This window comes from Streptomyces sp. NBC_01257, from assembly GCF_035917255.1.
Classification (GTDB): domain Bacteria; phylum Actinomycetota; class Actinomycetes; order Streptomycetales; family Streptomycetaceae; genus Streptomyces.
Map to the genome: position 1 here is coordinate 6,871,565 of NZ_CP108472.1, position 23,779 is coordinate 6,895,343.

The 23,779-nt window shown below is 68.0% G+C and carries 19 protein-coding genes; 14 read left to right on the forward strand and 5 right to left on the reverse strand.

Annotated elements, in window-relative coordinates:
* Positions 1–9 precede the first annotated feature (9 nt).
* From kdpB to OG408_RS30040, 7 genes are all read left to right on the forward strand, one after another.
* On the forward strand, positions 10–2,112 hold the full coding sequence (gene kdpB / locus OG408_RS30010; RefSeq protein WP_326674613.1) for a potassium-transporting ATPase subunit KdpB: 2,103 nt from the start codon (positions 10–12) through the stop codon (positions 2,110–2,112).
* 6 nt (positions 2,113–2,118) lie between these two features.
* Positions 2,119–2,796 (forward strand): potassium-transporting ATPase subunit C, encoded by a 678-nt coding sequence (locus tag OG408_RS30015; protein WP_285568835.1) that lies wholly within the window; start codon positions 2,119–2,121, stop codon positions 2,794–2,796.
* Between the two features lie 111 nt (positions 2,797–2,907).
* Positions 2,908–3,642, forward strand: a complete 735-nt coding sequence (locus OG408_RS30020; RefSeq protein ID WP_326672952.1) for an ABC transporter ATP-binding protein — start codon at positions 2,908–2,910, stop codon at positions 3,640–3,642.
* A gap of 228 nt (positions 3,643–3,870) precedes the next feature.
* A complete protein-coding gene (locus OG408_RS30025; RefSeq protein ID WP_266783819.1) occupies positions 3,871–6,414 on the forward strand; it encodes a sensor histidine kinase in 2,544 nt (847 codons plus the stop codon).
* 100 nt (positions 6,415–6,514) lie between these two features.
* Positions 6,515–7,207 (forward strand): response regulator, encoded by a 693-nt coding sequence (locus tag OG408_RS30030; protein WP_266783821.1) that lies wholly within the window; start codon positions 6,515–6,517, stop codon positions 7,205–7,207.
* Between the two features lie 108 nt (positions 7,208–7,315).
* Complete coding sequence (locus OG408_RS30035; protein ID WP_266783823.1) at positions 7,316–7,732, forward strand: OB-fold nucleic acid binding domain-containing protein; 417 nt, start codon at positions 7,316–7,318, stop codon at positions 7,730–7,732.
* 3 nt (positions 7,733–7,735) lie between these two features.
* Positions 7,736–8,494 (forward strand): DUF3159 domain-containing protein, encoded by a 759-nt coding sequence (locus OG408_RS30040; RefSeq protein ID WP_266783825.1) that lies wholly within the window; start codon positions 7,736–7,738, stop codon positions 8,492–8,494.
* Positions 8,495–8,589: 95 nt separating this feature from the next.
* Here OG408_RS30040 and OG408_RS30045 read toward each other — a convergent pair whose 3' ends face one another.
* Both OG408_RS30045 and OG408_RS30050 read right to left on the reverse strand, forming a co-directional pair.
* Positions 8,590–9,267, reverse strand: a complete 678-nt coding sequence (locus tag OG408_RS30045) for a potassium channel family protein (RefSeq protein WP_266783827.1) — start codon at positions 9,265–9,267, stop codon at positions 8,590–8,592.
* The gene (locus OG408_RS30050) at positions 9,267–9,935 is read right to left on the reverse strand and encodes a potassium channel family protein (RefSeq protein ID WP_266783829.1); all 669 of its coding nucleotides are present in this window, start codon (positions 9,933–9,935) and stop codon (positions 9,267–9,269) included. Before OG408_RS30050 ends, OG408_RS30045 begins: the two co-directional genes overlap by 1 nt.
* Before the next feature lie 432 nt (positions 9,936–10,367).
* Between OG408_RS30050 and OG408_RS30055 the strand changes: the two genes are divergently transcribed.
* Together OG408_RS30055 and OG408_RS30060 are read left to right on the forward strand one after the other, a co-directional pair.
* Positions 10,368–12,416, forward strand: coding sequence for an APC family permease (locus OG408_RS30055; protein WP_266783831.1), 2,049 nt, complete (start codon positions 10,368–10,370; stop codon positions 12,414–12,416).
* A gap of 114 nt (positions 12,417–12,530) precedes the next feature.
* The gene (locus OG408_RS30060) at positions 12,531–13,919 is read left to right on the forward strand and encodes a class I SAM-dependent RNA methyltransferase (protein ID WP_326672957.1); all 1,389 of its coding nucleotides are present in this window, start codon (positions 12,531–12,533) and stop codon (positions 13,917–13,919) included.
* Positions 13,920–14,665: 746 nt separating this feature from the next.
* Here the strand turns inward: OG408_RS30060 and OG408_RS30065 are convergent.
* Positions 14,666–15,460, reverse strand: coding sequence for a hypothetical protein (locus OG408_RS30065; protein WP_326672958.1), 795 nt, complete (start codon positions 15,458–15,460; stop codon positions 14,666–14,668).
* Positions 15,461–16,206: 746 nt separating this feature from the next.
* Complete coding sequence (locus OG408_RS30070; RefSeq protein WP_326672959.1) at positions 16,207–17,133, reverse strand: hypothetical protein; 927 nt, start codon at positions 17,131–17,133, stop codon at positions 16,207–16,209.
* A gap of 889 nt (positions 17,134–18,022) precedes the next feature.
* Between OG408_RS30070 and OG408_RS30075 the strand changes: the two genes are divergently transcribed.
* The 3 genes from OG408_RS30075 to OG408_RS30085 all read left to right on the forward strand — a co-directional run bounded on the left by OG408_RS30075 (position 18,023) and on the right by OG408_RS30085 (position 20,250).
* Positions 18,023–18,652 carry a tyrosine-type recombinase/integrase gene (locus OG408_RS30075; protein WP_326672961.1) on the forward strand — a complete coding sequence of 210 codons (630 nt, stop codon included), beginning with the start codon at positions 18,023–18,025 and terminating at the stop codon, positions 18,650–18,652.
* Positions 18,653–18,895: 243 nt separating this feature from the next.
* Positions 18,896–19,102, forward strand: coding sequence for a helix-turn-helix domain-containing protein (locus OG408_RS30080; RefSeq protein ID WP_326672963.1), 207 nt, complete (start codon positions 18,896–18,898; stop codon positions 19,100–19,102).
* Between the two features lie 59 nt (positions 19,103–19,161).
* Positions 19,162–20,250 (forward strand): tyrosine-type recombinase/integrase, encoded by a 1,089-nt coding sequence (locus OG408_RS30085; RefSeq protein WP_326672965.1) that lies wholly within the window; start codon positions 19,162–19,164, stop codon positions 20,248–20,250.
* Positions 20,251–20,316: 66 nt separating this feature from the next.
* On the opposite strand, the gene OG408_RS30090 is transcribed toward OG408_RS30085, so the two are convergent.
* Positions 20,317–22,047 (reverse strand): hypothetical protein, encoded by a 1,731-nt coding sequence (locus OG408_RS30090; protein WP_326672966.1) that lies wholly within the window; start codon positions 22,045–22,047, stop codon positions 20,317–20,319.
* A 66-nt stretch (positions 22,048–22,113) separates the two neighbouring features.
* Between OG408_RS30090 and OG408_RS30095 the strand changes: the two genes are divergently transcribed.
* On the forward strand, positions 22,114–22,830 hold the full coding sequence (locus OG408_RS30095; RefSeq protein WP_326672968.1) for a DUF4839 domain-containing protein: 717 nt from the start codon (positions 22,114–22,116) through the stop codon (positions 22,828–22,830).
* A 122-nt stretch (positions 22,831–22,952) separates the two neighbouring features.
* The gene (locus OG408_RS30100; protein ID WP_326672970.1) at positions 22,953–23,561 is read left to right on the forward strand and encodes a hypothetical protein; all 609 of its coding nucleotides are present in this window, start codon (positions 22,953–22,955) and stop codon (positions 23,559–23,561) included.
* Positions 23,562–23,779: the final 218 nt, after the last annotated feature.

The window sequence follows — 23,779 nt, forward strand, 5'->3', positions numbered from 1 at the left end:
GAGGACTCGATGTCCACAGTCACCCCGGCCCGCGCACCGCACCAGGACGCACCGGCCGGCCCCGGTCCCGGTCCCGAAGGGCGCGTCGGCGCCGGCCTGTTCGACCCCGGCATGCTGATCGCCTCGTTCCCCGACGCGCTGCGCAAGCTCGACCCCCGGACCATGGTCAAGTCCCCGGTGATGTTCGTCGTGCTGGTCGGTTCGGTGCTCACCACCGTGCTCGCCGTACTGGACCCGACGGACTGGTTCGGCTGGGCCATCACGGTCTGGCTGTGGCTCACGACGATCTTCGCCAACCTGGCGGAGGCGGTCGCCGAGGGCCGCGGCAAGGCGCAGGCCGACACCCTGCGCAAGGCCAAGACCGACACCGTCGCCCGCCGGATCACCGGCACGCACGAGGAGCGGGTGCCGGGCGCGGAGCTGCGCATCGGTGATCTCGTGGTCTGCGAGGCCGGTGACATCATCCCGGGCGACGGAGACGTCGTCGAGGGCGTCGCCAGCGTCGACGAGTCCGCGATCACCGGCGAATCGGCGCCGGTGATCCGGGAGTCCGGCGGTGACCGCAGCGCGGTCACCGGGGGTACGAAGGTGCTCTCCGACCGGATCGTCGTCAAGATCACCACCAAGCCCGGTGAGACGTTCATCGACCGGATGATCGCCCTGGTCGAGGGCGCCGCGCGGCAGAAGACACCCAACGAGATCGCGCTGAACATCCTGCTGGCGTCGCTCACCGTCGTGTTCCTGCTCGCCGTCGTCACCCTGCAGCCGTTCGCGATCTACGCGGGCAGCGAGCAGTCCATGATCGTGCTGACCGCGCTCCTGGTCTGCCTGATCCCGACCACCATCGGTGCACTCCTCTCCGCGATCGGCATCGCGGGCATGGACCGGCTCGTGCAGCGCAACGTGCTCGCCATGTCCGGGCGGGCCGTCGAAGCCGCGGGCGACGTCTCGACGCTGCTCCTCGACAAGACCGGCACCATCACCCTCGGCAACCGCCAGGCCGCCGAGTTCCTCCCCGTCAGGGGCACGACCGAAGCGGAACTCGCGGACGCCGCGCAGCTCTCCTCGCTGGCCGACGAGACCCCCGAGGGACGGTCCGTCGTCGTCCTCGCCAAGGAGAAGTACGGGCTGCGCGAACGCCACCAGGGCGAACTGTCCGCGGCCGAGTGGGTCGCCTTCACCGCCCAGACCCGGATGTCGGGTGTCGACGTCGAGGGGCGCAGGGTCCGCAAGGGCGCGACCGGATCGGTCGTCGCCTGGGTGAAGGAGCGGGGCGGCAGCGTCTCGGCCGACGCGCAGGCCCTCACCGACCGCATCGCGCAGGCCGGCGGCACCCCGCTGCTGGTGGCGCTGGAGGATGCGGACGGGGCCCGGGTCCTGGGTGTCATCCACCTCAAGGACGTGGTCAAGGAGGGCATGCGCGAGCGCTTCGACGAGCTGCGCCGGATGGGCATCCGCACCGTCATGATCACCGGCGACAACCCGCTGACCGCGAAGGCCATCGCCGAGGAGGCGGGCGTCGACGACTTCCTCGCCGAGGCCACCCCCGAGGACAAGATGGCCCTCATCAAGCGGGAGCAGGCCGGCGGCAAACTCGTCGCGATGACCGGCGACGGTACGAACGACGCCCCCGCGCTCGCCCAGGCCGATGTCGGCGTCGCCATGAACACCGGGACCTCGGCCGCCAAGGAGGCCGGGAACATGGTGGACCTGGACTCCAACCCGACCAAGCTGATCGAGATCGTCGAGATCGGCAAACAGCTCCTGATCACCCGCGGCGCCCTCACCACGTTCTCCATCGCCAACGACGTCGCGAAGTACTTCGCGATCATCCCCGCGATGTTCGCCGTGGTCTACCCGGGCCTGGACAGGCTCAACATCATGGACCTCTCCTCACCCCGGTCCGCGATCCTGTCCGCCGTCGTCTTCAACGCACTGATCATCGTCGCGCTGGTCCCGCTCGCCCTCAAGGGCGTCCGCTACCGCCCCAGCGGCGCCGACTCCATGCTCCGGCGCAACCTCGGGATCTACGGACTCGGCGGCCTGATCGCCCCGTTCGTCGGCATCAAGATCATCGACCTGATCATCTCCCTCATCCCCGGAATCGGCTGACCTGCCATGAACAACACCGTAGGAAGCTCCGCCCGCCTGCTCTGGGCAGGACTGCGCGCCCTCCTCGTCCTCACCCTGGTCTGCGGCGTCGTCTACCCGCTCGCCGTCACCGGCGTCGCCCAGGGCCTCATGCCCGGCCGCGCCAACGGCTCCGAGATCACCTCGGACGGCAAGGTCGTCGGCTCCTCGCTCATCGGCCAGCGCTACGACCTCCCCCTCAAGAAGGGCCAGGAGACCCCGGACCCCGACCTCAGGTGGTTCCAGCCCCGCCCCTCCAACGGCCTCGGCACCAACAGCGTCAACACCCAGTACGAGCTGATCCTCTCCGGGGCCACCAACCGCTCCGGCGACAACAAGGAACTCATCGACTGGGTCACCGCCGCCAAGGCCGCCGTCGTCAAGGACAACTCCGTCCCCGGCCACCCCGTCAGCCCGTCCCAGGTCCCCGCCGACGCCGTCACCTCCTCCGGCTCCGGCCTCGACCCCGACATCTCCCCGGCCTACGCCGGCCTCCAGGTCAACCGCGTCGCCGCACGCAACCACCTCGACGCCGCACAGGTCCGCAAGCTCGTCGGCCGGCACACCGACGGCCGCATCCTCGGCTTCGTCGGCGAGCCCCGCGTCAACGTCCTCCAGCTCAACATCGCTCTCAAGGACCTGGTGAACGACGCCGGAACGCGCTGAACGCACCGAATGCCCGGGTCAGGCCGCCACGGCCGGACCCGGGCATTGCCCGGTCCTCGGCCGCATGGACATACTGGCGGCCGACAGGACGAAGGACCTACGGGGAGCGACATGACCGAGAGCACCGCCGCCACGGGCGCCGACGGGGAGAGCGGTACGACCGTGGCCGAACGGCCGATGGTCCGTATCGAGGACCTGCACCGTTCGTACGGCACCGGCGCCGGCGCCGTGCACGCGCTGCGCGGTGTGTCCCTCGAAGTGCCGCGCGGGGAGCTCGTCGCGCTGAAGGGCCGGTCCGGCTCCGGCAAGACGACCCTGCTCAACCTGGTCGGCGGACTCGACACCCCCGACAGCGGCCGGATCACCGTGGACGGCACCGACCTCGCCTCGCTCGGCGAGAAGGGGCTGCTGGAGCTGCGCCGCGACCGGATCGGCTTCATCTTCCAGTCGTTCGGCCTGATCCCGATCCTGACGGCGGCGGAGAACGTCGGCGTACCCCTGCGGCTGCGCAAGGCCGATCCGCGCGAGCGCGAGGAGCGGGTGTCGCTGCTGCTCTCCCTGGTCGGTCTCGCCGACCACGCCGCCCAGCGCCCCGGCGAGCTCTCCGGCGGCCAGCAGCAGCGCGTCGCGATCGCCCGCGCCCTCGCCAACCGGCCCGCCCTGCTGATCGCCGACGAGCCGACCGGACAGCTCGACGCGGAGACCGGCCTCGCGGTGATGGAGCTGCTGCGCGCCGTCGTGCGCAGCGAGGGCGTCACCGCCCTCGTCGCCACCCATGACGCCCAGCTGCTCGGCCTCGCGGACCGGGTGCTGGAGCTCAGCGACGGCCACATCATCGAGCACTGACGCCGCCCGCCCCCGGCCGGAGCGCCCCCGGCCGGGGGCGGACTCTTTCCTCCTCGGGGGCGGCGGACTCCTCCCTGCGGCGGGGCATCAGAATTACGTCAATACGGACCTCAGCCGCACCCCGCGCCCGATATGCGTGAAATTCACGGGGTAGTTTCGACAGTGGCTGCCGCATGGGCCGCCACCGGCGCCGGTGAGGACGGCCGGTTTCAGGAAGACAATGGGGCCATGGCGCGCGGCAAACTTCGGATCTACCTCGGTGCGGCACCCGGCGTCGGCAAGACGTACGCGATGCTCTCCGAGGCGCACCGCCGTGTGGAGCGGGGCACCGACTGCGTCGTCGGCTTCGTCGAGCACCACGACCGCCCCCGCACCGAGGTCATGCTGCACGGCCTGGAGCAGATCCGGCGCCGCGAGATCGAGTACCGGTCCGCCGTCTTCACCGAGATGGACGTCGACGCGGTCCTGGAGCGCGCCCCCGCCGTCGCCCTGGTGGACGAACTCGCGCACACCAATGTGCCGGGCTCCCGCAACGCCAAACGCTGGCAGGACGTCGAAGAGCTCCTCCAGGCCGGCATCGACGTGGTCTCCACGGTCAACATCCAGCACCTGGAGTCCCTCGGCGACGTCGTCGAGTCCATAACCGGCGTGCGCCAGCGCGAGACGGTGCCCGACGAGGTCGTCCGCCGCGCCGACCAGCTCGAACTCGTCGACATGTCGCCCCAGGCCCTGCGCCGTCGGATGGCCCACGGCAACATCTACAAGCCGGACCGGATCGACGCCTCGCTCTCCAACTACTTCCGCCCGGGCAACCTCACCGCGCTGCGCGAGCTCGCCCTCCTCTGGGTCGCCGACCGGGTCGACGAATACCTCCAGGAGTACCGCGGCGAGCACAACATCCGCACCACCTGGCAGGCCCGCGAACGCATCGTCGTCGGACTCACCGGCGGACCCGAGGGCCGCACCCTCATCCGCCGCGCCTCCCGGATGGCGGCCAAGGGCTCCGGCAGCGAGATCCTCGCCGTCTACATCGCCCGCAGCGACGGACTCACCTCGGCATCGCCCAAGGAGCTGACCGTCCAGCGCACCCTGGTCGAGGACCTCGGCGGCACCTTCCACCACGTCATCGGCGACGACATACCCTCGGCCCTGCTCGAATTCGCCCGGGGCGTCAACGCCACCCAGATCGTCCTCGGCTCCAGCCGCCGCAAGGCATGGCAGTACATCTACGGACCCGGCGTCGGCGCCACCGTCGCCCGTGAGTCCGGCACCGACCTCGACGTCCACATCGTCACCCACGACGAGGTCGCCAAGGGCCGCGGCCTGCCCATCGCCCGCGGCGCCCGGCTGGGCCGGGCCCGCATCATCTGGGGCTGGGTCGTCGGCGTCGGCGGACCGGCCCTGCTCGCCCTGCTCCTCAAGGGCATGGAGAACGGGCCGGGGCTCGCCAACGACGTCCTGCTCTTCCTCTTCATGACCGTCGCCGCCGCCCTGCTCGGCGGGCTGCGGCCCGCCCTCGCGTCGGCCGCCGCGGGATCGCTGCTGCTGAACTACTGGTTCACCCCGCCCACCCACACCCTGACCGTGCAGGACCCCGAGAACTTCGTCGCCATCGTGATCTTCTTCGCGGTGGCGGTCGCGGTGGCCTCCGTGGTGGACCTCGCGGCCCGCCGCACCCATCAGGCCGCCAGGCTGCGCGCCGAGTCCGAGATCCTCTCCTTCCTGGCCGGCAGCGTGCTGCGCGGGGAGACCACCCTGGACGCCCTCCTGGACCGGGTCCGCGAGACCTTCGGCATGGAGTCCGTCGCCCTGCTGGAGCGGCAGAGCGACGTCGACCCGTGGACGTGCGCCGGCAGCGTCGGACCGGCGCCGGTCGCCCGGCCCGAGGACGCCGACGTGGACATGCCCGTCGGCGACCACATGGCCCTCGCCCTCTCCGGCCGGGTGCTGCCCGCCGAGGACCGCCGGGTGCTCGGCGCCTTCGCCGCCCAGGCCGCCGTCGTCCTCGACCGCCAGCGCCTGGTCGGCGAGGCGGAGGAGGCCCGCCGGCTCGCCGAGGGAAACCGGATCAGGACCGCGCTGCTGGCAGCCGTCAGCCACGACCTGCGCACCCCGCTGGCCGCCATCAAGGCCGCCGTCAGCTCCCTGCGCTCCGACGACGTCGCCTGGTCCGACGACGACGAGGCGGAGCTCCTCGAAGGCATCGAGAACGGTGCCGACCGCCTCGACCACCTCGTCGGGAACCTCCTCGACATGTCCCGCCTGCAGACGGGCACCGTCACCCCGCTGATCCGCGAGATCGACCTCGACGAGGTCGTGCCCATGGCCCTGGGCGGCGTCCCCGAGGGCAGCGTCGACCTGGACATCCCCGAGACGCTGCCGATGGTCGCCGTCGACCCCGGGCTGCTGGAGCGGGCCGTCGCCAACATCGTCGAGAACGCCGTCAAGTACAGCCCCGACCGCGACCGCGTCACCGTCGCCGCCAGCGCGCTCGGCGCCCGCGTCGAGCTCCGGGTCGCCGACCGCGGCCGCGGCGTCCCCGACGAGGCGAAGGAGCGCATCTTCGAGCCCTTCCAGCGCTACGGCGACGCCCCGCGCGGCGCCGGAGTCGGCCTGGGACTCGCCGTGGCCCGAGGCTTCGTCGAGTCCATGGGCGGCACGCTGGACGCCGAGGACACCCCGGGCGGCGGCCTGACCATGGTCCTGACCCTCAAGGCGGCCTCGGGATACGTTCCGGTCAGCTCCGGCCTGCCCGCCCGGGTCACCTCATGAGCCGCACGATCCACGGGGAGCGCCGCGGATCCACGTACAGCACGACAGACGTCCACCGGACACGTACAGCACAGACGTACAGCAGAGAGGCAGGACCGCGATGACCCGGGTGCTTGTGGTCGACGACGAGCCGCAGATCGTACGCGCCCTCGTGATCAACCTGAAGGCGCGCAAGTACGAGGTGGACGCGGCGCCCGACGGGGCCACCGCCCTGCAGCTCGCCGCCACCCGCCACCCCGATGTCGTCGTCCTGGACCTGGGGCTGCCCGACATGGACGGCGTCGAGGTGATCAGGGGACTGCGCGGCTGGACCAGGGTGCCGATCCTGGTGCTCTCCGCCCGGCACACCTCGGACGAGAAGGTCGAGGCGCTGGACGCCGGGGCCGACGACTACGTCACCAAGCCGTTCGGCATGGACGAGCTGCTGGCCCGGCTGCGCGCCTCGGTGCGCCGCGCCGAGCCCGTCGGCCAGGACGGCGGCGACGAGGTCGTGATCGTGGAGACCGAGGGCTTCACCGTCGACCTGGCCGCCAAGAAGGTCCACCGCGAGGGCCGCGACGTACGGCTCACCCCCACCGAGTGGCACCTGCTGGAGGTCCTGGTCCGCAACAGCGGCCGGCTGGTCAGCCAGAAGCAGCTGCTCCAGGAGGTCTGGGGGCCCTCGTACGGCACCGAGACCAACTACCTGCGGGTCTACATGGCCCAGCTGCGGCGCAAGCTGGAGGCCGACCCCTCGCACCCCCGGCACTTCGTCACCGAACCGGGGATGGGATACCGCTTCGAGCGCGCCTGAGACCGGGGCGGGGGCCCCGGTCCCATCCTCGCCGGGGTACCTGCGTAACCCGTTCGAGTGAGATGGTGGACACCCGCCGGGACCCCCCGGGACCGGTACCCTTCGGGTATGAGTGCTGTTCCTCGTTTCGAGAAGCCCCAGAAGGCCGAGCGGCCGTCCGGGCGCTTCCGGCGGATGCTCGACCGGCTGTCCAGCTCCCAGGAGGACCTGGAGTGCGAGGAGCTGGAGGAGGACTCGCAGGCATCGGGGTGCACCCGGATCTCCGAGTGCACCGACCGCCAGATCGTGAAGGTCACTGGTACCTTGCGGACGGTCACCCTGCGACCGCGCGCCGGAGTGCCCGCCCTGGAGGCGGAGCTCTTCGACGGCACCGCGCCGCTCGACGTCGTCTGGCTCGGCCGCCGCTCCATCGTGGGCATCGAACCGGGCCGCAAGCTCATCGCCTCCGGCCGCATCGCCATGAGCCACGGGCGCCGGGTGCTGTTCAATCCCAAATACGAACTCCGACCGCTCGGCAAGGAGTAGCCGGTGACGTCTCTCGACAAGCCGACGTCCGACACGGACCGCACCACCGACCAGCAGGAGGCCGATGCCAAGGCGGTCACCGAGGCCGCGCTCTTCGAGGCCTTCGGCGGCATCAGGGGCATGGTGGAGACGGTCCTGCCCGGACTGCTCTTCGTCACGATCTTCACCATCGACAAGAACCTGACGAACTCGGCCATCGCGGCCGTCGCGGTGTCGCTGGTGCTCGTGGCCGTCCGGCTGATCCGCAGGGACACCGTCAAGCACGCCTTCAGCGGTGTCTTCGGTGTGGCCTTCGGTGTCGTCTTCGCGAAGATGACCGGCAACGCCAAGGACTTCTACCTGCCGGGCATGATCTACACGCTCGGACTGGCCCTGGCCTACCTGATCACCACGGTGGCCGGGCTGCCGCTGATCGGACTGATCCTGGGCCCGGTGTTCAAGGAGAACCTCTCCTGGCGCACCAGGAACCCCGGCCGCAAGAAGGCCTACGCCAAGGCCAGCTACGCCTGGGGCCTGATCCTGCTCGCCAAGTGCGCGATCCTCTTCCCGCTGTACTGGTGGGGTGACACCACGCAGTTCGGCTGGGTCCTGGTCGCCCTGAAGATCCCGCCGTTCCTGCTCGCGGTCTACCTCACCTGGGTGTTCCTGGCCAAGGCGCCGCCGCCCATCGACGTCTTCGCCGAGATGGAGGCCGAGGAGCAGGCCGAGAAGGACCGCAAGGCGGCTGCGGCCGCCGAAGCGGCCCGCAGCCAGGAGTTCTGAGCCACAGCACGCGTCTGAGCCACAGCACGTGAGAGGGGCCTGTTACCGCCACCGGCGGTAACAGGCCCCTCTCACGTGTCCAGGTGGTGTTCCGGTCAGCTCTCCGGGTCGCCCTGGCGCACCGACAGCAGATCCTCCAGCTGCTCCTCGCGCGCCTGCGCGGCCACGAACAGCAGCTCGTCACCGGCCTCCAGGGTCTCCTCGGTGCTCGGCGTCAGGACGCGCTGCCCGCGGATGATCGTGACCAGCGAGGTGTCCTCCGGCCAGGCGACCTCGCCGACCTGGGTACCGGCCAGCGCCGACTCGGGCGGCAGCGTCAGCTCCACCAGGTTCGCGTCGCCGTGGCTGAAGCGCAGCAGCCGGACCAGATCACCGACACTCACCGCCTCCTCGACCAGCGCCGACATCAGACGCGGCGTGGAGACCGCCACATCGACGCCCCAGGACTCGTTGAACAGCCACTCGTTCTTCGGGTTGTTCACCCGGGCGACGACGCGCGGCACGCCGTACTCCGTCTTCGCGAGCAGCGAGACGACCAGGTTCACCTTGTCGTCACCGGTCGCCGCGATCACGACGTTGCAGCGCTGCAGCGCGGCCTCGTCCAGTGAGGTGATCTCGCAGGCGTCCGCCAGCAGCCACTCGGCCATCGGCACCCGCTCCACCGAGATGGCGGTCGGCGCCTTGTCGACGAGGAGCACCTCGTGCCCGTTCTCCAGCAGCTCGCCCGCGATGGAACGGCCCACCGCACCGGCCCCGGCAATAGCGACACGCATCAGTGACCGCCCTCCTCGGGGCCTTCGGCGAAGGCCGCCTCGACCTTCGCGATCTCGTCCGTGCGCATCATCACGTGGACGAGGTCGCCCTCCTGCAGCACCGTCTGCGACGACGGCAGAATCGCTTCGCCCAACCGGGTGATGAACGCCACGCGGACGCCCGTCTCCTCCTGCAGCGTGCTGATCTTGTGGCCGATCCACGACGGCGTGGTGTGCACCTCGGCGAGCTGTACACCGCCGCTCGGATCCCGCCACAGCGGCTCCGCGCCCGAGGGCAGCAGCCGGCGCAGCATCTGGTCGGCGGTCCAGCGCACGGTGGCGACCGTGGGAATGCCCAGGCGCTGGTAGACCTCGGCACGACGGGGGTCGTAGATCCTGGCCGCGACGTTCTCGATGCCGAACATCTCGCGTGCCACCCGGGCCGCGATGATGTTCGAGTTGTCGCCGCTGCTCACGGCGGCGAACGCGCCGGCCTCCTCGATCCCCGCCTCGCGGAGGGTGTCCTGGTCGAAACCGACACCCGTGACGCGACGCCCGCCGAAGCCGGAGCCGAGGCGCCGGAACGCCGTGGGGTCCTGGTCGATGACGGCGACCGTGTGCCCCTGCTGCTCCAGGGTCTGCGCGAGAGCGGCTCCTACTCGCCCGCAGCCCATGATGACGATGTGCACCTTGCGCCTACCTCGCAGTCCTGATCGTCCGGCTGACCTGCGAAAACACCCTGCTCACACTCTTCCCTCGGCTGGCCGGGCAAACAATGGGGCAACGGTTCGTCCCGTTGCCCAGGATGAGCTTAAGCGGCGCCGGGTGCGTTGCCTCATTCGAGTGTGCGTATCACGGGGCCACTGTGGCAAAGGCGACAACGGCCCGAAGCGCCCGGCCGGGATTCCCCGCAGCGTCCGGCCGGGATTCCGCGGAGCGGCCGACGTGCCTTCGAGGAGCGTCCCACGGAATTTCGAAGAGCGTTCGGCGGGCTGCCGGGCGGCCGCGGTGCAAGGATTCCGTTAAGGATTCCGTGGCTTTTCCGGCCGAGTGCAGGAGATTGCCGGGTCCCGGGGGTGGTGCGTGGGCCGGTCCCATACGGAACCCTTACGATCCTCAGCGTGTCCAAACTGACCGACGTGCCCAAACGGATCCTGATCGGACGGGCCCTGCGCAGCGACAAGCTGGGGGAGACTCTCCTCCCCAAGCGCATCGCGCTCCCCGTCTTCGCATCCGACCCGCTGTCCTCGGTGGCGTACGCACCCGGGGAAGTCCTCCTCGTGCTGTCCATCGCGGGTGTGTCGGCGTACCACTTCAGCCCGTGGATCGCGGTCGCCGTCGTGGTCCTGATGTTCACCGTCGTCGCCTCGTACCGGCAGAACGTGCACGCGTACCCGAGCGGCGGCGGCGACTACGAGGTCGCGACCACCAACCTCGGGCCGAAGGCCGGACTGACCGTGGCCAGCGCGCTGCTGGTCGACTACGTCCTGACCGTCGCCGTGTCGATCGCCTCCGGGGTGGAGAACCTCGGCTCCGCGATCCCGTTCGTCGTCGAGCACAAGACGGCGTGCGCCGTCGCCGCCATCGTGCTGCTGACCCTGATGAACCTGCGGGGCGTCAAGGAGTCCGGCAAGCTCTTCGCCATCCCCACGTACCTCTTCGTGGCCGGCGTCTTCATCATGATCATCTGGGGTGCCTTCCGCGGGCTGGTGCTCGGCGACACCATGCACGCCCCGACCTCCGACTACACGATCAAGCCGGAACACCAGGGCCTGGCAGGCTTCGCCCTGGTCTTCCTGCTGCTGCGGGCGTTCTCTTCCGGCTGTGCGGCGCTCACCGGCGTGGAGGCGATCAGTAACGGCGTCCCCGCCTTCCGCAAGCCCAAGAGCAAGAACGCCGCCACCACCCTCGCGGCGATGGGCCTGCTGGCCGTCACCATGTTCTGCGGCATCATCGGGCTGGCCATGGCCACCGACGTCAAGATGGCCGAGAACCCGGCGAAGGACCTGATCAGCAACGGTTCCCCGGTCGGCTCGTCCTTCGTCCAGGACCCGGTGATCTCCCAGGTCGCGGCCGCGGTCTTCGGCGACGGCACGTTCTTCTTCGTGATCCTCGCCGCGGCCACCGCGCTCGTCCTGTTCCTGGCCGCGAACACCGCGTACAACGGCTTCCCGCTCCTCGGCTCGATCCTGGCCCAGGACCGCTACCTGCCCCGCCAGCTGCACACCCGCGGTGACCGGCTCGCCTTCTCCAACGGCATCGTGCTGCTGGCCGGCGCCGCGATCCTGCTGGTCGTCATCTACGGGGCCGACTCGACGCGGCTGATCCAGCTCTACATCGTCGGCGTCTTCGTCTCCTTCACGCTCAGCCAGACCGGCATGGTCCGGCACTGGAACCGGCACCTGCGCTCCGAGAAGGACCCGCTCAAGCGCCGCCACATGATCCGCTCCCGCGCGATCAACACCTTCGGCGCCTTCTTCACCGGCCTGGTGCTCGTCGTCGTCCTCGCCACCAAGTTCACCCACGGCGCCTGGGTCGCGCTGCTCGGCATGGTGATCTTCTACGGCACGATGACCGCGATCCGTAAGCACTACGACCGGGTCGCCGCGGAGATCGCCGCCGACGAGACGCCGTCCGACGAGAGCGTCCGCCCCTCCCGGGTCCACTCGATCGTCCTGGTCTCCAAGCTCCACCGCCCCACCCTGCGCGCCCTCGCCTACGCGAAACTGATCCGCACGGACCACCTGGAGGCGCTCTCCATCAGCGTCGACCCGGCCGAGACGAAGGCGCTCAAGGAGGACTGGGAGCGGCGCGGCATCAACGTCCCGCTGAAGATCCTCGACTCGCCCTACCGCGAGGTGACCCGCCCGGTCATCGAATACGTCAAGGGCCTGCGCCGGGAGAGCCCGCGCGACGTCGTGAGCGTCTACATCCCGGAGTACGTCGTCGGCCACTGGTACGAGCACCTGCTGCACAACCAGAGCGCCCTGCGGCTCAAGGGCCGGCTGCTCTTCACGCCGGGCGTGATGGTCACCTCCGTCCCGTACCAGCTGGAGTCCTCCGAGGCGGCCAAGAAGCGGGCCCGGCGGCGCGCGGACTGGACCGCGCCCGGCTCGGTGCGACGCGGCCCGGTGGAACGCAAGCACAAGGAGCCCACGCACAAGAGCTGACACCGCCGGGGCTGACAGTGCCCTCTCATCGGTGGTAAGCGGCCGGACGGCACCCACGTAGACTCGTAGGTTGTTGTCCGGCCGCTTTCCCCTGATCTCTGGAGCCCTCCCCTCATGCAGAACGAATCCACTTCGCCGCAGACCGGGGAGACGCAGACCGGGGAGCTGCAGACCGAGGAGTCCCAGGCCGCGGAGTCACTGGTCGGCCGGGAGTACGAGGTCGAGGTCGGCCCGGTCGCCCACGGCGGCCACTGCATCGCCCGCACGTCCGAGGGCCAGGTCCTGTTCGTACGCCACACCCTCCCGGGCGAGAAGGTCATCGCCAAGGTCACCGACGGCGCCGCCGACTCCCGTTTCCTGCGCGCCGACGCGGTACGGATCATCGAGGAGTCCAAGGACCGCGTGAAGGCCCCGTGCCCGTTCGCCGGCCCCGGCAAGTGCGGCGGCTGCGACTGGCAGCACGCCAAGCCGGGCGCCCAGCGCCGGCTCAAGGGCGAAGTGATCGCCGAGCAGCTCCAGCGCCTCGCGGGCCTCACCCCGGAGGAGGCGGGCTGGGACGGCACCGTCATGCCGGCCGATGGCGACAAGCTCCCGCCCGGCGAGGTGCCCGCCTGGCGCACCCGCGTCCAGTACGCCATCGACGCGGACGGCCGGGTCGGCCTGCGCAAGCACCGCTCGCACGACATCGAGATCATCGACCAGTGCATGATCGCCGCGCCCGGCGTCACCGAGCTCGGCATCGAGAAGCAGGACTGGCCCCAGATGGCCACCGTGGAGGCCATCGCCGCCACCGGCTCCCACGACCGCCAGGTCATCCTCACCCCGCGCGAGGGCGGCCGCCTCCCGCTGGTCGAGCTCGACAAGCCCGTCTCGGTCCTGCGCGTGGACGAGCGCGACGGCGGCGTGCACCGCGTCCACGGCCGCGGCTTCGTCCGCGAACGCGCCGACGACCGCACCTACCGCGTCGGCTCCGGCGGCTTCTGGCAGGTCCACCCGCAGGCCGCGGACACCCTCGTCCGCGCTGTCATGCAGGGCCTGCTGCCCCGCAAGAACGACATGGCGCTCGACCTCTACTGCGGCGTCGGCCTGTTCGCCGGCGCCATCGGCCAGCGCATCGGCGAGAAGGGCGCGGTGCTCGGCATCGAGTCCGGCAAGCGCGCGGTCGAGGACGCCCGCCACAACCTCAAGGACCTGGAGCGGGTCCGCATCGAGCACGGCAAGGTCGACCAGATCCTGCCGCGCACGGGCATCACCGAATGCGACCTGATCGTCCTGGACCCGCCGCGCGCGGGAGCGGGCAAGCAGGTCGTCAAGCGCCTCTCGGGCCTCGGGGCCCGCAAGATCGCGTACGTGGCCTGCGACCCGGCGGCGCTGGCGCGGGACCTGGCGTACTTCGCGGAGGGCGGCTACAAGGTGCGGACGCTGAGGGCGTTCGATCTGTTTCCGATGACGCATCATGTGGAGTGCGTGGCGATCCTGGAGCCCGCCGCAAAGGGTGCCTGACCTGCAGGTTTAGGCGATGTGTATTATGCGCACTGTGGGCGTTACGGGCGATATCTTGACGCTGAAATGACGCTCTACGAGGCATCTTGACGCTCATTTGACGCTCGTTCTGATGAGGTGTCAGAAGTCGCTTCTTGCAGGCGACGGTTGGTTGGGCGCCACTTGCGGGAAGTCCCTCTGTGCCGTCTCTTGACGGGAAGCGGCTCAGTAGGAGTGAGGACCGTGCAGGCTTCAGCCGTGGAGTTACGGCTCCAGGGCGACGAGTCTGGGCGTGGGCAGGGTGGAGAGTCGTTGCCTTTCTGCGGCGTTTTCTGGTCTACGCGGCGTTTGCGTTCTATAGCTTCGCCGCGTAGGACGACTTTTTGCGTGATTTCCGAGAACTGTTCCTCGAGAAGACGGCTGGGAGTGTTGGCCGATTCGATGGCGCGGTGAGAGGAGATCGAACAGGACATCGCCCGTCTGTTGGACGCGAAACCAACTCACCGCGACTGACCCGCTGACGGTCCCCTGTCCGACGATCCCGAGACCGATCTGATCGCCTGGTGGAAGGCGGCAGATCCCCGGCGGCAGCGCTCTGCGACGCTCTGCTGCTGACTCCCGATCTGCTGGATCAGGTCCGTTTGATGCGGCTGCCGAGCAAGCGGAACGCGGCCCCGGTGACCAACCGGCTTGAGTGCTTGAGTGGGAGACGGCTGGACCCGCACGTTCACTTGAGTCCTTGCCGACCGGCAGAGGCTCCGTGCTGTCTACCGCTTGAGCTGTGCCAGGAAGTCCTCCACGAACTTCTCCACCTCGGCCCGGCTCTTCACTTCCTCCACGTTCAGCCGGTCGACCACTTTCACGCCGGAGTGCAGGAACAGGCGGGTACGGCTGTGGTCGCGCCCGGCGTGGCCCTTGTGGTGAGGCCCGTCGATCTCGATAACACCGGCGTAGCCGCGATGCGTGATCAACAGGTCGGGCTCGAAGGTCCAGCCCCTCACCCTCATACCTCCGAGCGGCATGATCCCGATCGTCTCGTTGTCCGGCAGAGAATGCTGCCGCTCCCTGAGCACCCGGTACACGTCGAGCTCCCACTCGTTCGTGAAACGGAGCTGATCTTCGACCGGATGTCCCGGTTCGAGCTGCACCTTGCGCCCCTGGTTGCTGGGCTTGGGGCTGTCGGCGGTCTTGACCTGCCTGCGCCAGTCCGGGCCGAGGCGAGGTATCGACGGTCGGGCGACAAGCTCATCAACGGACTTGCTCGACCCCCACATCACGTCTCGCATCACCTCGGCGATGTTCTCCAACTCCCGCTCGGTGTAAGTGGGGTACAGGCTCGGCTCCACCACGAGCACGATCCTGTAGCCCTCGTGGCCGTACTCGGTGTTCCAGAGCCGGACCTCAGCCGACGATACGTCGGCGATCATCCGCGCTGTATCGGTCTTCCCCAGGTGATACGCCAGCACAGCGCTCGTGCCGAGCAGCCACTCACTCACCAGCGGAGCGTTCTCGGGAGTGTCGAGGGGACGGGACATGTCAGGTGATGGCAGCTCATCACTCATGCAAGGGATTGTGACACTTGCCGCTGACAGTGGGAGGGCGCAGGAACATGAGGGTGATTCCGCCAACATGGTGAGCTGGCAATGGGGTTGAACCCGAGCCGCACAGGACGGAGCCCGGCCGGGGAGCCTCACAGGCCGGGCATCGTGCTGTTAGGGGTTATCTGCCTCGGTGACAGGTACCCCTGTTCCGGCGGAGCAGGAGGATCCCGTGTCCCTGGACTAACGGCACGTCCTTCCTCTGGCGGTACTCGGCATGCAGGTCTTCGTACCCTGGCAGTTTCACCACCGGGCACTCCGCCGACAACGCGACGTCGGTCTCGGTGGCGCGCCCGGTCGTAGCCCGTCTCCCCGGCTGCGGGCGTCGGCGTGGACCATGTCGCCGGCAGCCGCTCGGCTGGCCGTCACCCGGTGCACCGTCTCCGGCTCGCAGCCCGCCGACTCCGGTTGGCCAGGGCTGCACCTACGGCCCCTCATGTCGCATCACCACGCCGACCTGGCAGGTCGCCTCAACGTAAGCGTGATCACCGACGTCAGGCAGGTTCTCGGTTATGCGTTGTCAGACAATGCGTAATTCCCGCCATGATGCGCCCACATCGCCGCGTTCAGGTCCCAGACCTTGGACAGGTCACCGTCCCGCCGGGCTGTTGTCCGCCTCTGCGACAGAGCTTGGCTCCTGGGGCACCCCTCCGTCGGCTGCGGTTCGGGTTCCGGCAGACCGAGCCCCACCGGGGGTGTATGCCTGGGGTTCAGTCCCCCGATTCGGCATCTGGAGAGTGGACTTGGAAGCCTGATACGGCCATGGTCTGCGGCGGATTTCCCGATTGCCACGGATCTTGCACGCCCGCTGCGCGTACCTCTGCCGGACTTTCCAGGGACAACAGGCACAGTGGGCAGTGCAGGGCGTCCATTAGTAGCCGGGGGCCGAGCTTGATGTCTCGCGACGGCAGCACCTTCAGCATTGCCGTGCCTGAGCAACAGGGGCACCCGACTGTGGCAAGAATGTAGTAATGAGACTCCGTTGGTGCTCTGAAGGGGCTGATGTCGAACGGGTAGGGAGCAGAGGAGGGCTCGGCAAGCGCTCGTTCCCGGGCGCTTTCAGGGAGACCTGCGAAGCGGTCATCGAAGCGATGCCAAGCTTGTCTGATCCGGATCTCGACGTCCCGTTCGACCTGGCTCCGCTGCTGATCCACAGCTATGATTACTGCGCCTGACCAGCGTTCCCAGAAGTCACCTATGTCGATGCCGACCTTCTTGAGCAGGGCCCATGAGCTCTCGACAAGGGCTGGAAGGAGGGCCTTTGCTCTGTCTCCAGTCGAGGTGTGCGCAGTTCCGTTGCGAAGTTCGATGAGCATATCGAGCTGAGGGTCAGGAGGGAGTATGCCTAGCGTGCGGAGCCGTTTGATGGCGTCCTTGGCGCCGACCGTGCGGACCTTCTCCTCGCCCAACTCAAGGTGACCGCCGAGGTACAGGAGCATGTCTGGGTTCCCGTTGCGCATCTCCAGCAGATAGACGGGATTCATCGAGACCAAAACCGCCTTGGCGAGCTTCTCGATGGCCACACCGCCTTGAAGGGCGAAGTTGTCGTACTCGCTTCGTCCGTGCTCGTCCATGGCTCTGTGAGCCGCCTTCTTTGCGCCCTCAAGGAAGCTCGCGAAGGAGAGGAAGTCGTCCATGGCAGGACGGTAACCGCTGCTGTAGTGAGGGGCGATCGAATTGGTGAATCCGACTCCTGGGCGAACCGCACTCGGAAGCCTACAGGGGTAGGGATCCGGTTCCGAGAGGTCGGCCCGTGCGCGTCCGAGGGCATCAACTGGCCTCTCAGCGCGCCGAGCTAAAGGAGAGGGTTCCCGCAGCTGCGTGGACGTCGGTCGAGCATCAGTGTGATCACGTGACGCTCGCCAGACTTGTAGATCTTCAAGGCCGCCGTCTTGGCCAGCGTCTGCCACTTGGAGCTGGCTCAACGCAAAAAGTTGGCCAGTCTGCCGGGTGGTGCGCTCGTCCGCGCCTGCGTACGGCTGAGCGAGCGAGGCAGAGACGTAACCGACGGTGCGGGTGCGAGAGGTGCACCCCGAGGCGCACCGCAGACCACTTCGGCTAGCAACATGCGCATGCCGCAGCCAGGAGTCTGAGACATCGATGTGACGCTGGCCGCGAGCTCACCCGAAGCCACCGCCCCGGCCGGCACCCGCAACGACTGCCACGCACGGAGTGATGGAGCAGGCGCTTAGAAGGCGCCTGCTCTGTCCCTGGCTCCTCACTGCCCGGCGCTGGTGCAGCTGGCAGTACCCCAACGCGGTACTTGATTGTGCTGATTCGCCGACGGCAGACACGTTGAGGGCGCAATTGACTGGAATGACGCGCCGAAGCAAGCAAACCTAGAACAGTCCGCAGCAGCGCGACTACGCGCTGCCTTCACATGTGTGCGCCAGGGGCCGAGAGTACCGAGTCGGGCGCAACATAGCCGACGATCGCCGGTTAGCCAAACCGGCGTTTCTCCAGACCATTGAACCACCCGCTGATCTGCCGGGTGTGTTCCGTCGTTCCCGCAAGGAGTTCAAAACTATGTCGGTCGAAGTCATGGAAGAAGAGTGGCTGTATCCCGAGGAGCAGGTTCGAGCGCTGCTTGAGTGGGTGCGTGGACGGGAGGGTGTTGAACGTTCGGTGTACCCCTTCATGCGTGTTGTGGCCGAGCAGGCTCTGCGCCCGGGCGAAGCCCGTGAGCTGCGAGTGAGCGATGTGGTGCTCCCGGAGCGTGGTCTGGGCAAGCTGACCGTCCGCTACAGCGGGAAAGCGAGGGAGGTTCCCCTCCGCTCGCAGTCCGTCGAGTTTCTGCGGGCATGGATAAGCGAGGCCGGCTTGCGGGAGGACGATCTCCTGTTTCCCGACCTGCGCGGACGTTCAGCCTCGACTTCCGTATACCAGCAGGTATGGGAGCAGGCCCAAGAGGCCGTTCTGCCACGGGACGAGCGGTACTCGTGGCGCCTGGGGGAGCCCATCTCCATTCTCCGGGAGTCCTGCCTGGCGAAGTGGCTCGGGATGGGCATCTCACCCTTCACGGTTGCTGAGTTGGCCGGTGTGACTCCGAGTTGGCTGGCCCTGCGTTACCCGCACTGCTTCCGTGTGGAAGACGCCGAGATCGACTGGGACCGCCTGGAGGCCGTCATGGGCCTTCCAGAGTCACTGAAGTCGTGAATTTCGCCCCGCGCTCTGGCTGAGGTCCAGAGCGCGGGGGCGCACGGGGCACAACCGCCCTCTTGGTATGACCTCCTGAAGGCGATGAAGCCGCCGTGTGACCAGCCTCCCTCTGGTTGAGGCTCTCCTGGAGGGTTTCACGCCCCGAGCAGGGTTACTTGATCGCCCCTTACGCCCGACCGACGCTCTGATGGCCGTCTCGCCGGGCGTCCAGCCCATCCCCAGCACATCGAGGCCCCCGCTATGCCCTCACGCCTGCTGTCCATACCCACCGTCGCCGCCGCCCTGGACGTCGACCGTCGAACCGTCTATCGCTTCATCGAAGCCGGCGATCTGCCTGTCGTCGACCTCCGCACAGGGCCAGGCCGCTCCCGTGTGCGGGTCCCAGCGGCCAGCCTTGACGAGTTCATCAACCGTCGCGCCGTTGCCATGCCAACCGCTCGCCGCTGACCCCGATCATGGCGGCCCCGTCGTCGTCGAACAAGGAGTAGAACCTGTACCTACGCAAGTTGAAGACCGGCAACTGGCAAGCGACCGTACGCAACCGGGCAGGAGACCGGTACAGCGAGTCGTTCCCCCTCAAGGCGCAGGCCCGCGCCTGGGGCACCGAGATGGAGACACAGTCCGCCCGCGGAAGCATGCGCGACCCGAGGGCCGGCGAAATCACGTTCCGTGAGTGGCACGACAGGTGGTGGGACGCCCGCATCGTTGAGCCCCGCACCCTGCGCGGCGACGCCTCCACCATCAAAAACCACGTCATGCCCCACTGGGCGGACTGGGAGATGCGGGCCGTTACTCGCATGGACGTCCAGAGCTGGATCCGCTCCCTGGTGGAGAAGGGCGTGGGCGCTGCCGCGATCAAGCGGGCGTACAACCTGACCTCGTCCATCATGCGCGCGGCCGTGGACGACGACGTGATCGCGTTGAGCCCGTGCCGCCGCATCGACCTGCCCCAGATCGCCGTCAAACCGCCGCAGTGGTTCACGACCGACCAGGCGCAGAGTATCCTCGACGAGCTTCCCGCCCCCTGGAAGACGATGTGCCTACTGGGCGTCTACACCGGACTGCGCTGGGGCGAACTCTCCGGCCTTCACCGTCACCGCATCGACCAGCGCCGCTCACGCCTCTTCGTGGTCGAGGTCAACACCAAGAGGGGCATCAAGGAGTATCCCAAGAGCTCCAGGAGCCGCCGGGAGGTCCCGCTCCCGGCCCATGTCCTGGAGGCACTTGAACGTCACATATACCGGCTCGACCGGGACGCCGTGGTGTTCACCACCGTCACCAGGGGCCGGGCTGGACGACTGCTCGATGACGGTAACTGGCGTCGACAGACCTGGTGGCCAGCCGTCGAAGGAGCCCGCTACTTCGATGACGACGGCGAGCAGCAGCTCGTCCCGCACTACCCGCCCCACTCCATGCGCCACACCTGCGCCTCATGGCTGGTCCAGAAAGGAGTTTCTCTCTACGAGGTCCAGCACCTCCTCGGCCATGAGAGCTTCCAGACCACCCAGCGCTACGCCCACCTGCAGCCGGACGCGCACAAGGCCGTCCTCGGGGCCTGGGAGCGGATGGAAACCCCGCTCACGATCGCCGCATAAACGTTCCTTCGCCCCTGTCCTGCTTGGACAGGGGCGAAGCCGGTTGCGAGCGGAACGCGGTCACGATCACGAGTTCGACTCGGCCGGCTGTTCCTGGGGGAGCACCCAGCGGCCGTCAGCGTCGAACGGCCACGGATAGGCGTAGGCATCGACCTTTGCAAGCTCGCGAAGAACCTCCCGTTTGGCCGGGGGGTCCGGCGGAGTAACAAGCGCGTGGGGCAGCGGGTCGAGCCGTGCGGCATACGCCTCCGCCCACTGCAGCCACTCGGACTCGCCTGCCGGAAGCGGAGCGCTGTCGGTTCGAGCGCGGGCTGCCTGGCAGAAGGCGCGGATCTCGGCAGCCTGATTCCAAGCAGTCATCTGTTCGGTGAGCACCTTCGCACGCTGCTGATCGACCTGCTGCTCACGAGCCTGTGCGATAGCCGCGTACCACCGGCGCCGCCGCTCAGCTTCGAGGAGTTCCTGCTCCCGGTCCCGGCGTTCGCCTTCAGCAGCGAGATGTTCGAGGTCCTGCAGGAAGAGACCCAGGCGCGACTCCAGCGTCCAGCGCGCCCCGTCGCTGTGCGCATACGAGTGCTGGTACCAGCTCTTGGCGGGTGCACCGAGGGCGAGGCGTCCGTTGAACTCCTCGTCGTACTTGAGGAGCCGGATCCAGGGATTGCGCTCCTTTTGGCGTACCTCCTTCGGAGTCGGCTCGTGGGGGACTTTGGTCGTCCGTTCCGTGAGGGCGAGAGGGAAGGCTCGGCCCCGGATCACGATCGCCAGTGTGTGTAGGGCCTCGCCGCGTTGGAGGTCGGTCTGAGGCTCAGCTGTGTAGCCGCGCTTCTCGGCTTCGGTCAGTAGCGCGTGCATGATCCGTAGGGCGCGGTCGGCAAGCGGACGCGACACATGCAACGGGAAAGCCCCCGCTCTGCCGCGAGTGTCGACCGTGCCCTGAGAGCGGCCCATGGCTTTACGCGTCGCACGGACGAGAGGGTGAGGTCGATCCAGAACTTCCGGTACGTCGACGCTCGGCACCGGAGGAGGCTGTGCAGCCTTCTCGGCCTCTTCGTTGACCAGGGTGAAGACACAGTCGCCACGTTGGCGACCGTTCCACCGCACCTTGTGACCTCCCGGAACGTGCCCGTGGTGGAGCGCATCATAATAGGCGGCCCGCCACCGCCCCCGGGTCCGAGGCGCAGGATCAGCAACCGTGATCGTCCCTGATGCCGATTGCAGTCGGGAGACCAGTTCAGCCCCGCCGGCCGGGGCGAGCGCAGCTTGAGCGCTGTCACCCGCCAGCCGCTCCTTCTCCGCCTGGACCTGCCGGGGATGCTTGCCGTGTTTGAGGTAGTAGCGGCCGTCCGCAGTCACCACAGCGACGTGACCACTGCCGCGCCAGGTCCTCTTGATCAGCCCTCGCTGCTCCAGCGCCCATGCGACCTGTGTACGGCCGGGTGTGATGCGCACGGCATCAGACACCGCCGCGATCTCGCGCAGCAAGTCAGCCTGCGGTGCAGACACCGCGTACTTCACCACTCCGGCTCCACTCAAGGATGCAGATGGGATCGTCAAGGTAGAGGAGAAGGGCGCCGATCGAGGTGTGTTGGCCCTCGTGCGAGTGGTGCCAATGCTGAACTCGACCACGAACGGCGGCATCTGGTCAGCCCTACTGATCCTCCACAGGGCAGATTCGCCCGGAATCGGATGTTCGACATTGTCTTGATGCCCTGCATCCGCTACCGAGACGCCGGCCTCGGGCGCGGCACGAACGACCCGGTCGAGCAGAAGAGCAGGGGCCGAGGGGACGTTCGTCATCCGTGGACTCATCTATGCTCGCGCCCAGTTGATATGACCGGTTCGCTTCAGGGGGCGGAGAGCCGTATGGCCGATGAGATCAAGTACGAGTACAAGGTCGTGCAGACGGTTCGAGGCACCGACGGACTGGTGATCTCGAAGATGCAGAAAGACGGATGGGAGCTCGCGGAACAGCTCCCAGGCAGACTTCGCACCACCCTCAACTTCCGTCGGCCGAAGAGGCCGCTGCCTTGGCGTCTGATCGGGGCAGGGGCTGCCGCCGTCGCGGTCTTGGCCGCCATCATCGGCACGGGCGTTGCGCTCGGTGACGGCGACGAGGAGAAGGGCGCGTCGGCCAGTTCGCCGGCCGCGAGTGAGAAGCCTTTCGCTACGCCGCCCGCAAACGGGCCGACCACCGCTGAGGTGATCACGACGCAAAACAGTGCCGAGTTCGCCGCGTTGTTGAAGGCGGATCCGTGTGGTGAAGCGAACGTGAACTTCGCAACCAAGCACGAGGGGCAGACGGTCGCCTTCGACGGGTCAATCAGGCACATGGCGGCCCACGCGGATGACCAGACCCGCTACGACTTCCTTCTCGGCCCGGGCGGCAAGGGGCCGCAGACGACGGACGGCCCGAACTTCAAGTACGAGGACGTCAACACCGGCAACCTCCACCTGACCGGTAAGGAGATCCCTGCCACCCTTGCAGTTGGCGACACGTTCCGCTTCATCGCCGAGGTGATCGAGTTCAACACGGCCCAGTGCCTATTCCGCCTCGCCCCGGTCTCGACGGAGACCCGGTAGCCGAGATGGCCAGCCTTCCCACCATGGAGGGAGCTGCCCAAGGGAACGGCCCCCTGCTCCATCCATTCGAGAGTTTTGCACTTTCCCACCAGCTTGCCAGACGGCAGCGCCATCCTTGACCCATGCTCGCATCCAGCCCAACCCAACGGCTCGCCGACCACGTTCGACATTCCCTTGGCAGCGGACCGTTTCTCCAACCCGGCGGATGGACCCACATGGGTGTTGTCATCTGCGACGTCAGCTTCCAGCCACGGTGCAACTACGAGAGGACTCTCCGACCGCGGCTCCTCCATTTGCAACTGAGCTGGGCTGATGCAAGAACAGTCCGCGGATTCCAGCGCCGGCTCGTCACGGAAGACCTCGCCGTGGCCATGAAGTTCAACCACGCACAGAAGGTCGCGACGGCTCGCGCCATCACCGACCTCCTCGCTGCCGACGGGGTCGATACCCGCGAGGACCTCCACGCCTGGCTCGATCAGCAGGCCAATCGCGCCGCTCTGCGCACGGTGAAGGGAGTGGGGCCGAAGAGCATCGACTACATAGGCAATCTCGTCGGCCGTTCGCACGTTGCCGTCGACGTACACCTGCGTGCCTTCGCCGGGGATGCTGGTGTTCCAGACCTCCCATACGACCAGTTACGTGCCGTGTATGAGGAAGCTGCCGCGCTTCTCGGGCACGACAAAGGCGGGCTGGAGCATGCCGTTTGGCGGCATAAGTCGAAGGCTGCCTAAGGTATCCGTTACATGCCACACCCGTTACATTGGGTCTCCGAGCGTAATGGGTGGTCGCGTCGGCCCAATGTGGTTACGGCGTGATCACATGCCGCAACCTTGCCGCCCGTGATCACCTGGCGGTCGTTCTGGTGAAGGTCGTCCGGTCGAGTAGCGGTGCTTCTGGGGGGAATGCCAGGTTGGACGAGATGGCTACCGGTGCGGAGTCCGCAGGTACA

What these genes read in the sequence shown, in the direction of transcription:
- kdpB (WP_326674613.1), top strand. Translation starts at nt 10, where the DNA reads ATGTCCACAGTCACCCCGGCCCGCGCACCGCACCAGGACGCACCGGCC.
- OG408_RS30015 (WP_285568835.1), top strand. Translation starts at nt 2,119, where the DNA reads ATGAACAACACCGTAGGAAGCTCCGCCCGCCTGCTCTGGGCAGGACTG.
- OG408_RS30020 (WP_326672952.1), top strand. Translation starts at nt 2,908, where the DNA reads ATGACCGAGAGCACCGCCGCCACGGGCGCCGACGGGGAGAGCGGTACG.
- OG408_RS30025 (WP_266783819.1), top strand. Translation starts at nt 3,871, where the DNA reads ATGGCGCGCGGCAAACTTCGGATCTACCTCGGTGCGGCACCCGGCGTC.
- OG408_RS30030 (WP_266783821.1), top strand. Translation starts at nt 6,515, where the DNA reads ATGACCCGGGTGCTTGTGGTCGACGACGAGCCGCAGATCGTACGCGCC.
- OG408_RS30035 (WP_266783823.1), top strand. Translation starts at nt 7,316, where the DNA reads ATGAGTGCTGTTCCTCGTTTCGAGAAGCCCCAGAAGGCCGAGCGGCCG.
- OG408_RS30045 (WP_266783827.1), bottom strand. Translation starts at nt 9,267, where the DNA reads ATGCGTGTCGCTATTGCCGGGGCCGGTGCGGTGGGCCGTTCCATCGCG.
- OG408_RS30060 (WP_326672957.1), top strand. Translation starts at nt 12,531, where the DNA reads ATGCAGAACGAATCCACTTCGCCGCAGACCGGGGAGACGCAGACCGGG.
- OG408_RS30065 (WP_326672958.1), bottom strand. Translation starts at nt 15,460, where the DNA reads ATGAGTGATGAGCTGCCATCACCTGACATGTCCCGTCCCCTCGACACT.
- OG408_RS30070 (WP_326672959.1), bottom strand. Translation starts at nt 17,133, where the DNA reads ATGGACGACTTCCTCTCCTTCGCGAGCTTCCTTGAGGGCGCAAAGAAG.
- OG408_RS30075 (WP_326672961.1), top strand. Translation starts at nt 18,023, where the DNA reads ATGTCGGTCGAAGTCATGGAAGAAGAGTGGCTGTATCCCGAGGAGCAG.
- OG408_RS30080 (WP_326672963.1), top strand. Translation starts at nt 18,896, where the DNA reads ATGCCCTCACGCCTGCTGTCCATACCCACCGTCGCCGCCGCCCTGGAC.
- OG408_RS30090 (WP_326672966.1), bottom strand. Translation starts at nt 22,047, where the DNA reads ATGACGAACGTCCCCTCGGCCCCTGCTCTTCTGCTCGACCGGGTCGTT.
- OG408_RS30095 (WP_326672968.1), top strand. Translation starts at nt 22,114, where the DNA reads ATGGCCGATGAGATCAAGTACGAGTACAAGGTCGTGCAGACGGTTCGA.
- OG408_RS30100 (WP_326672970.1), top strand. Translation starts at nt 22,953, where the DNA reads ATGCTCGCATCCAGCCCAACCCAACGGCTCGCCGACCACGTTCGACAT.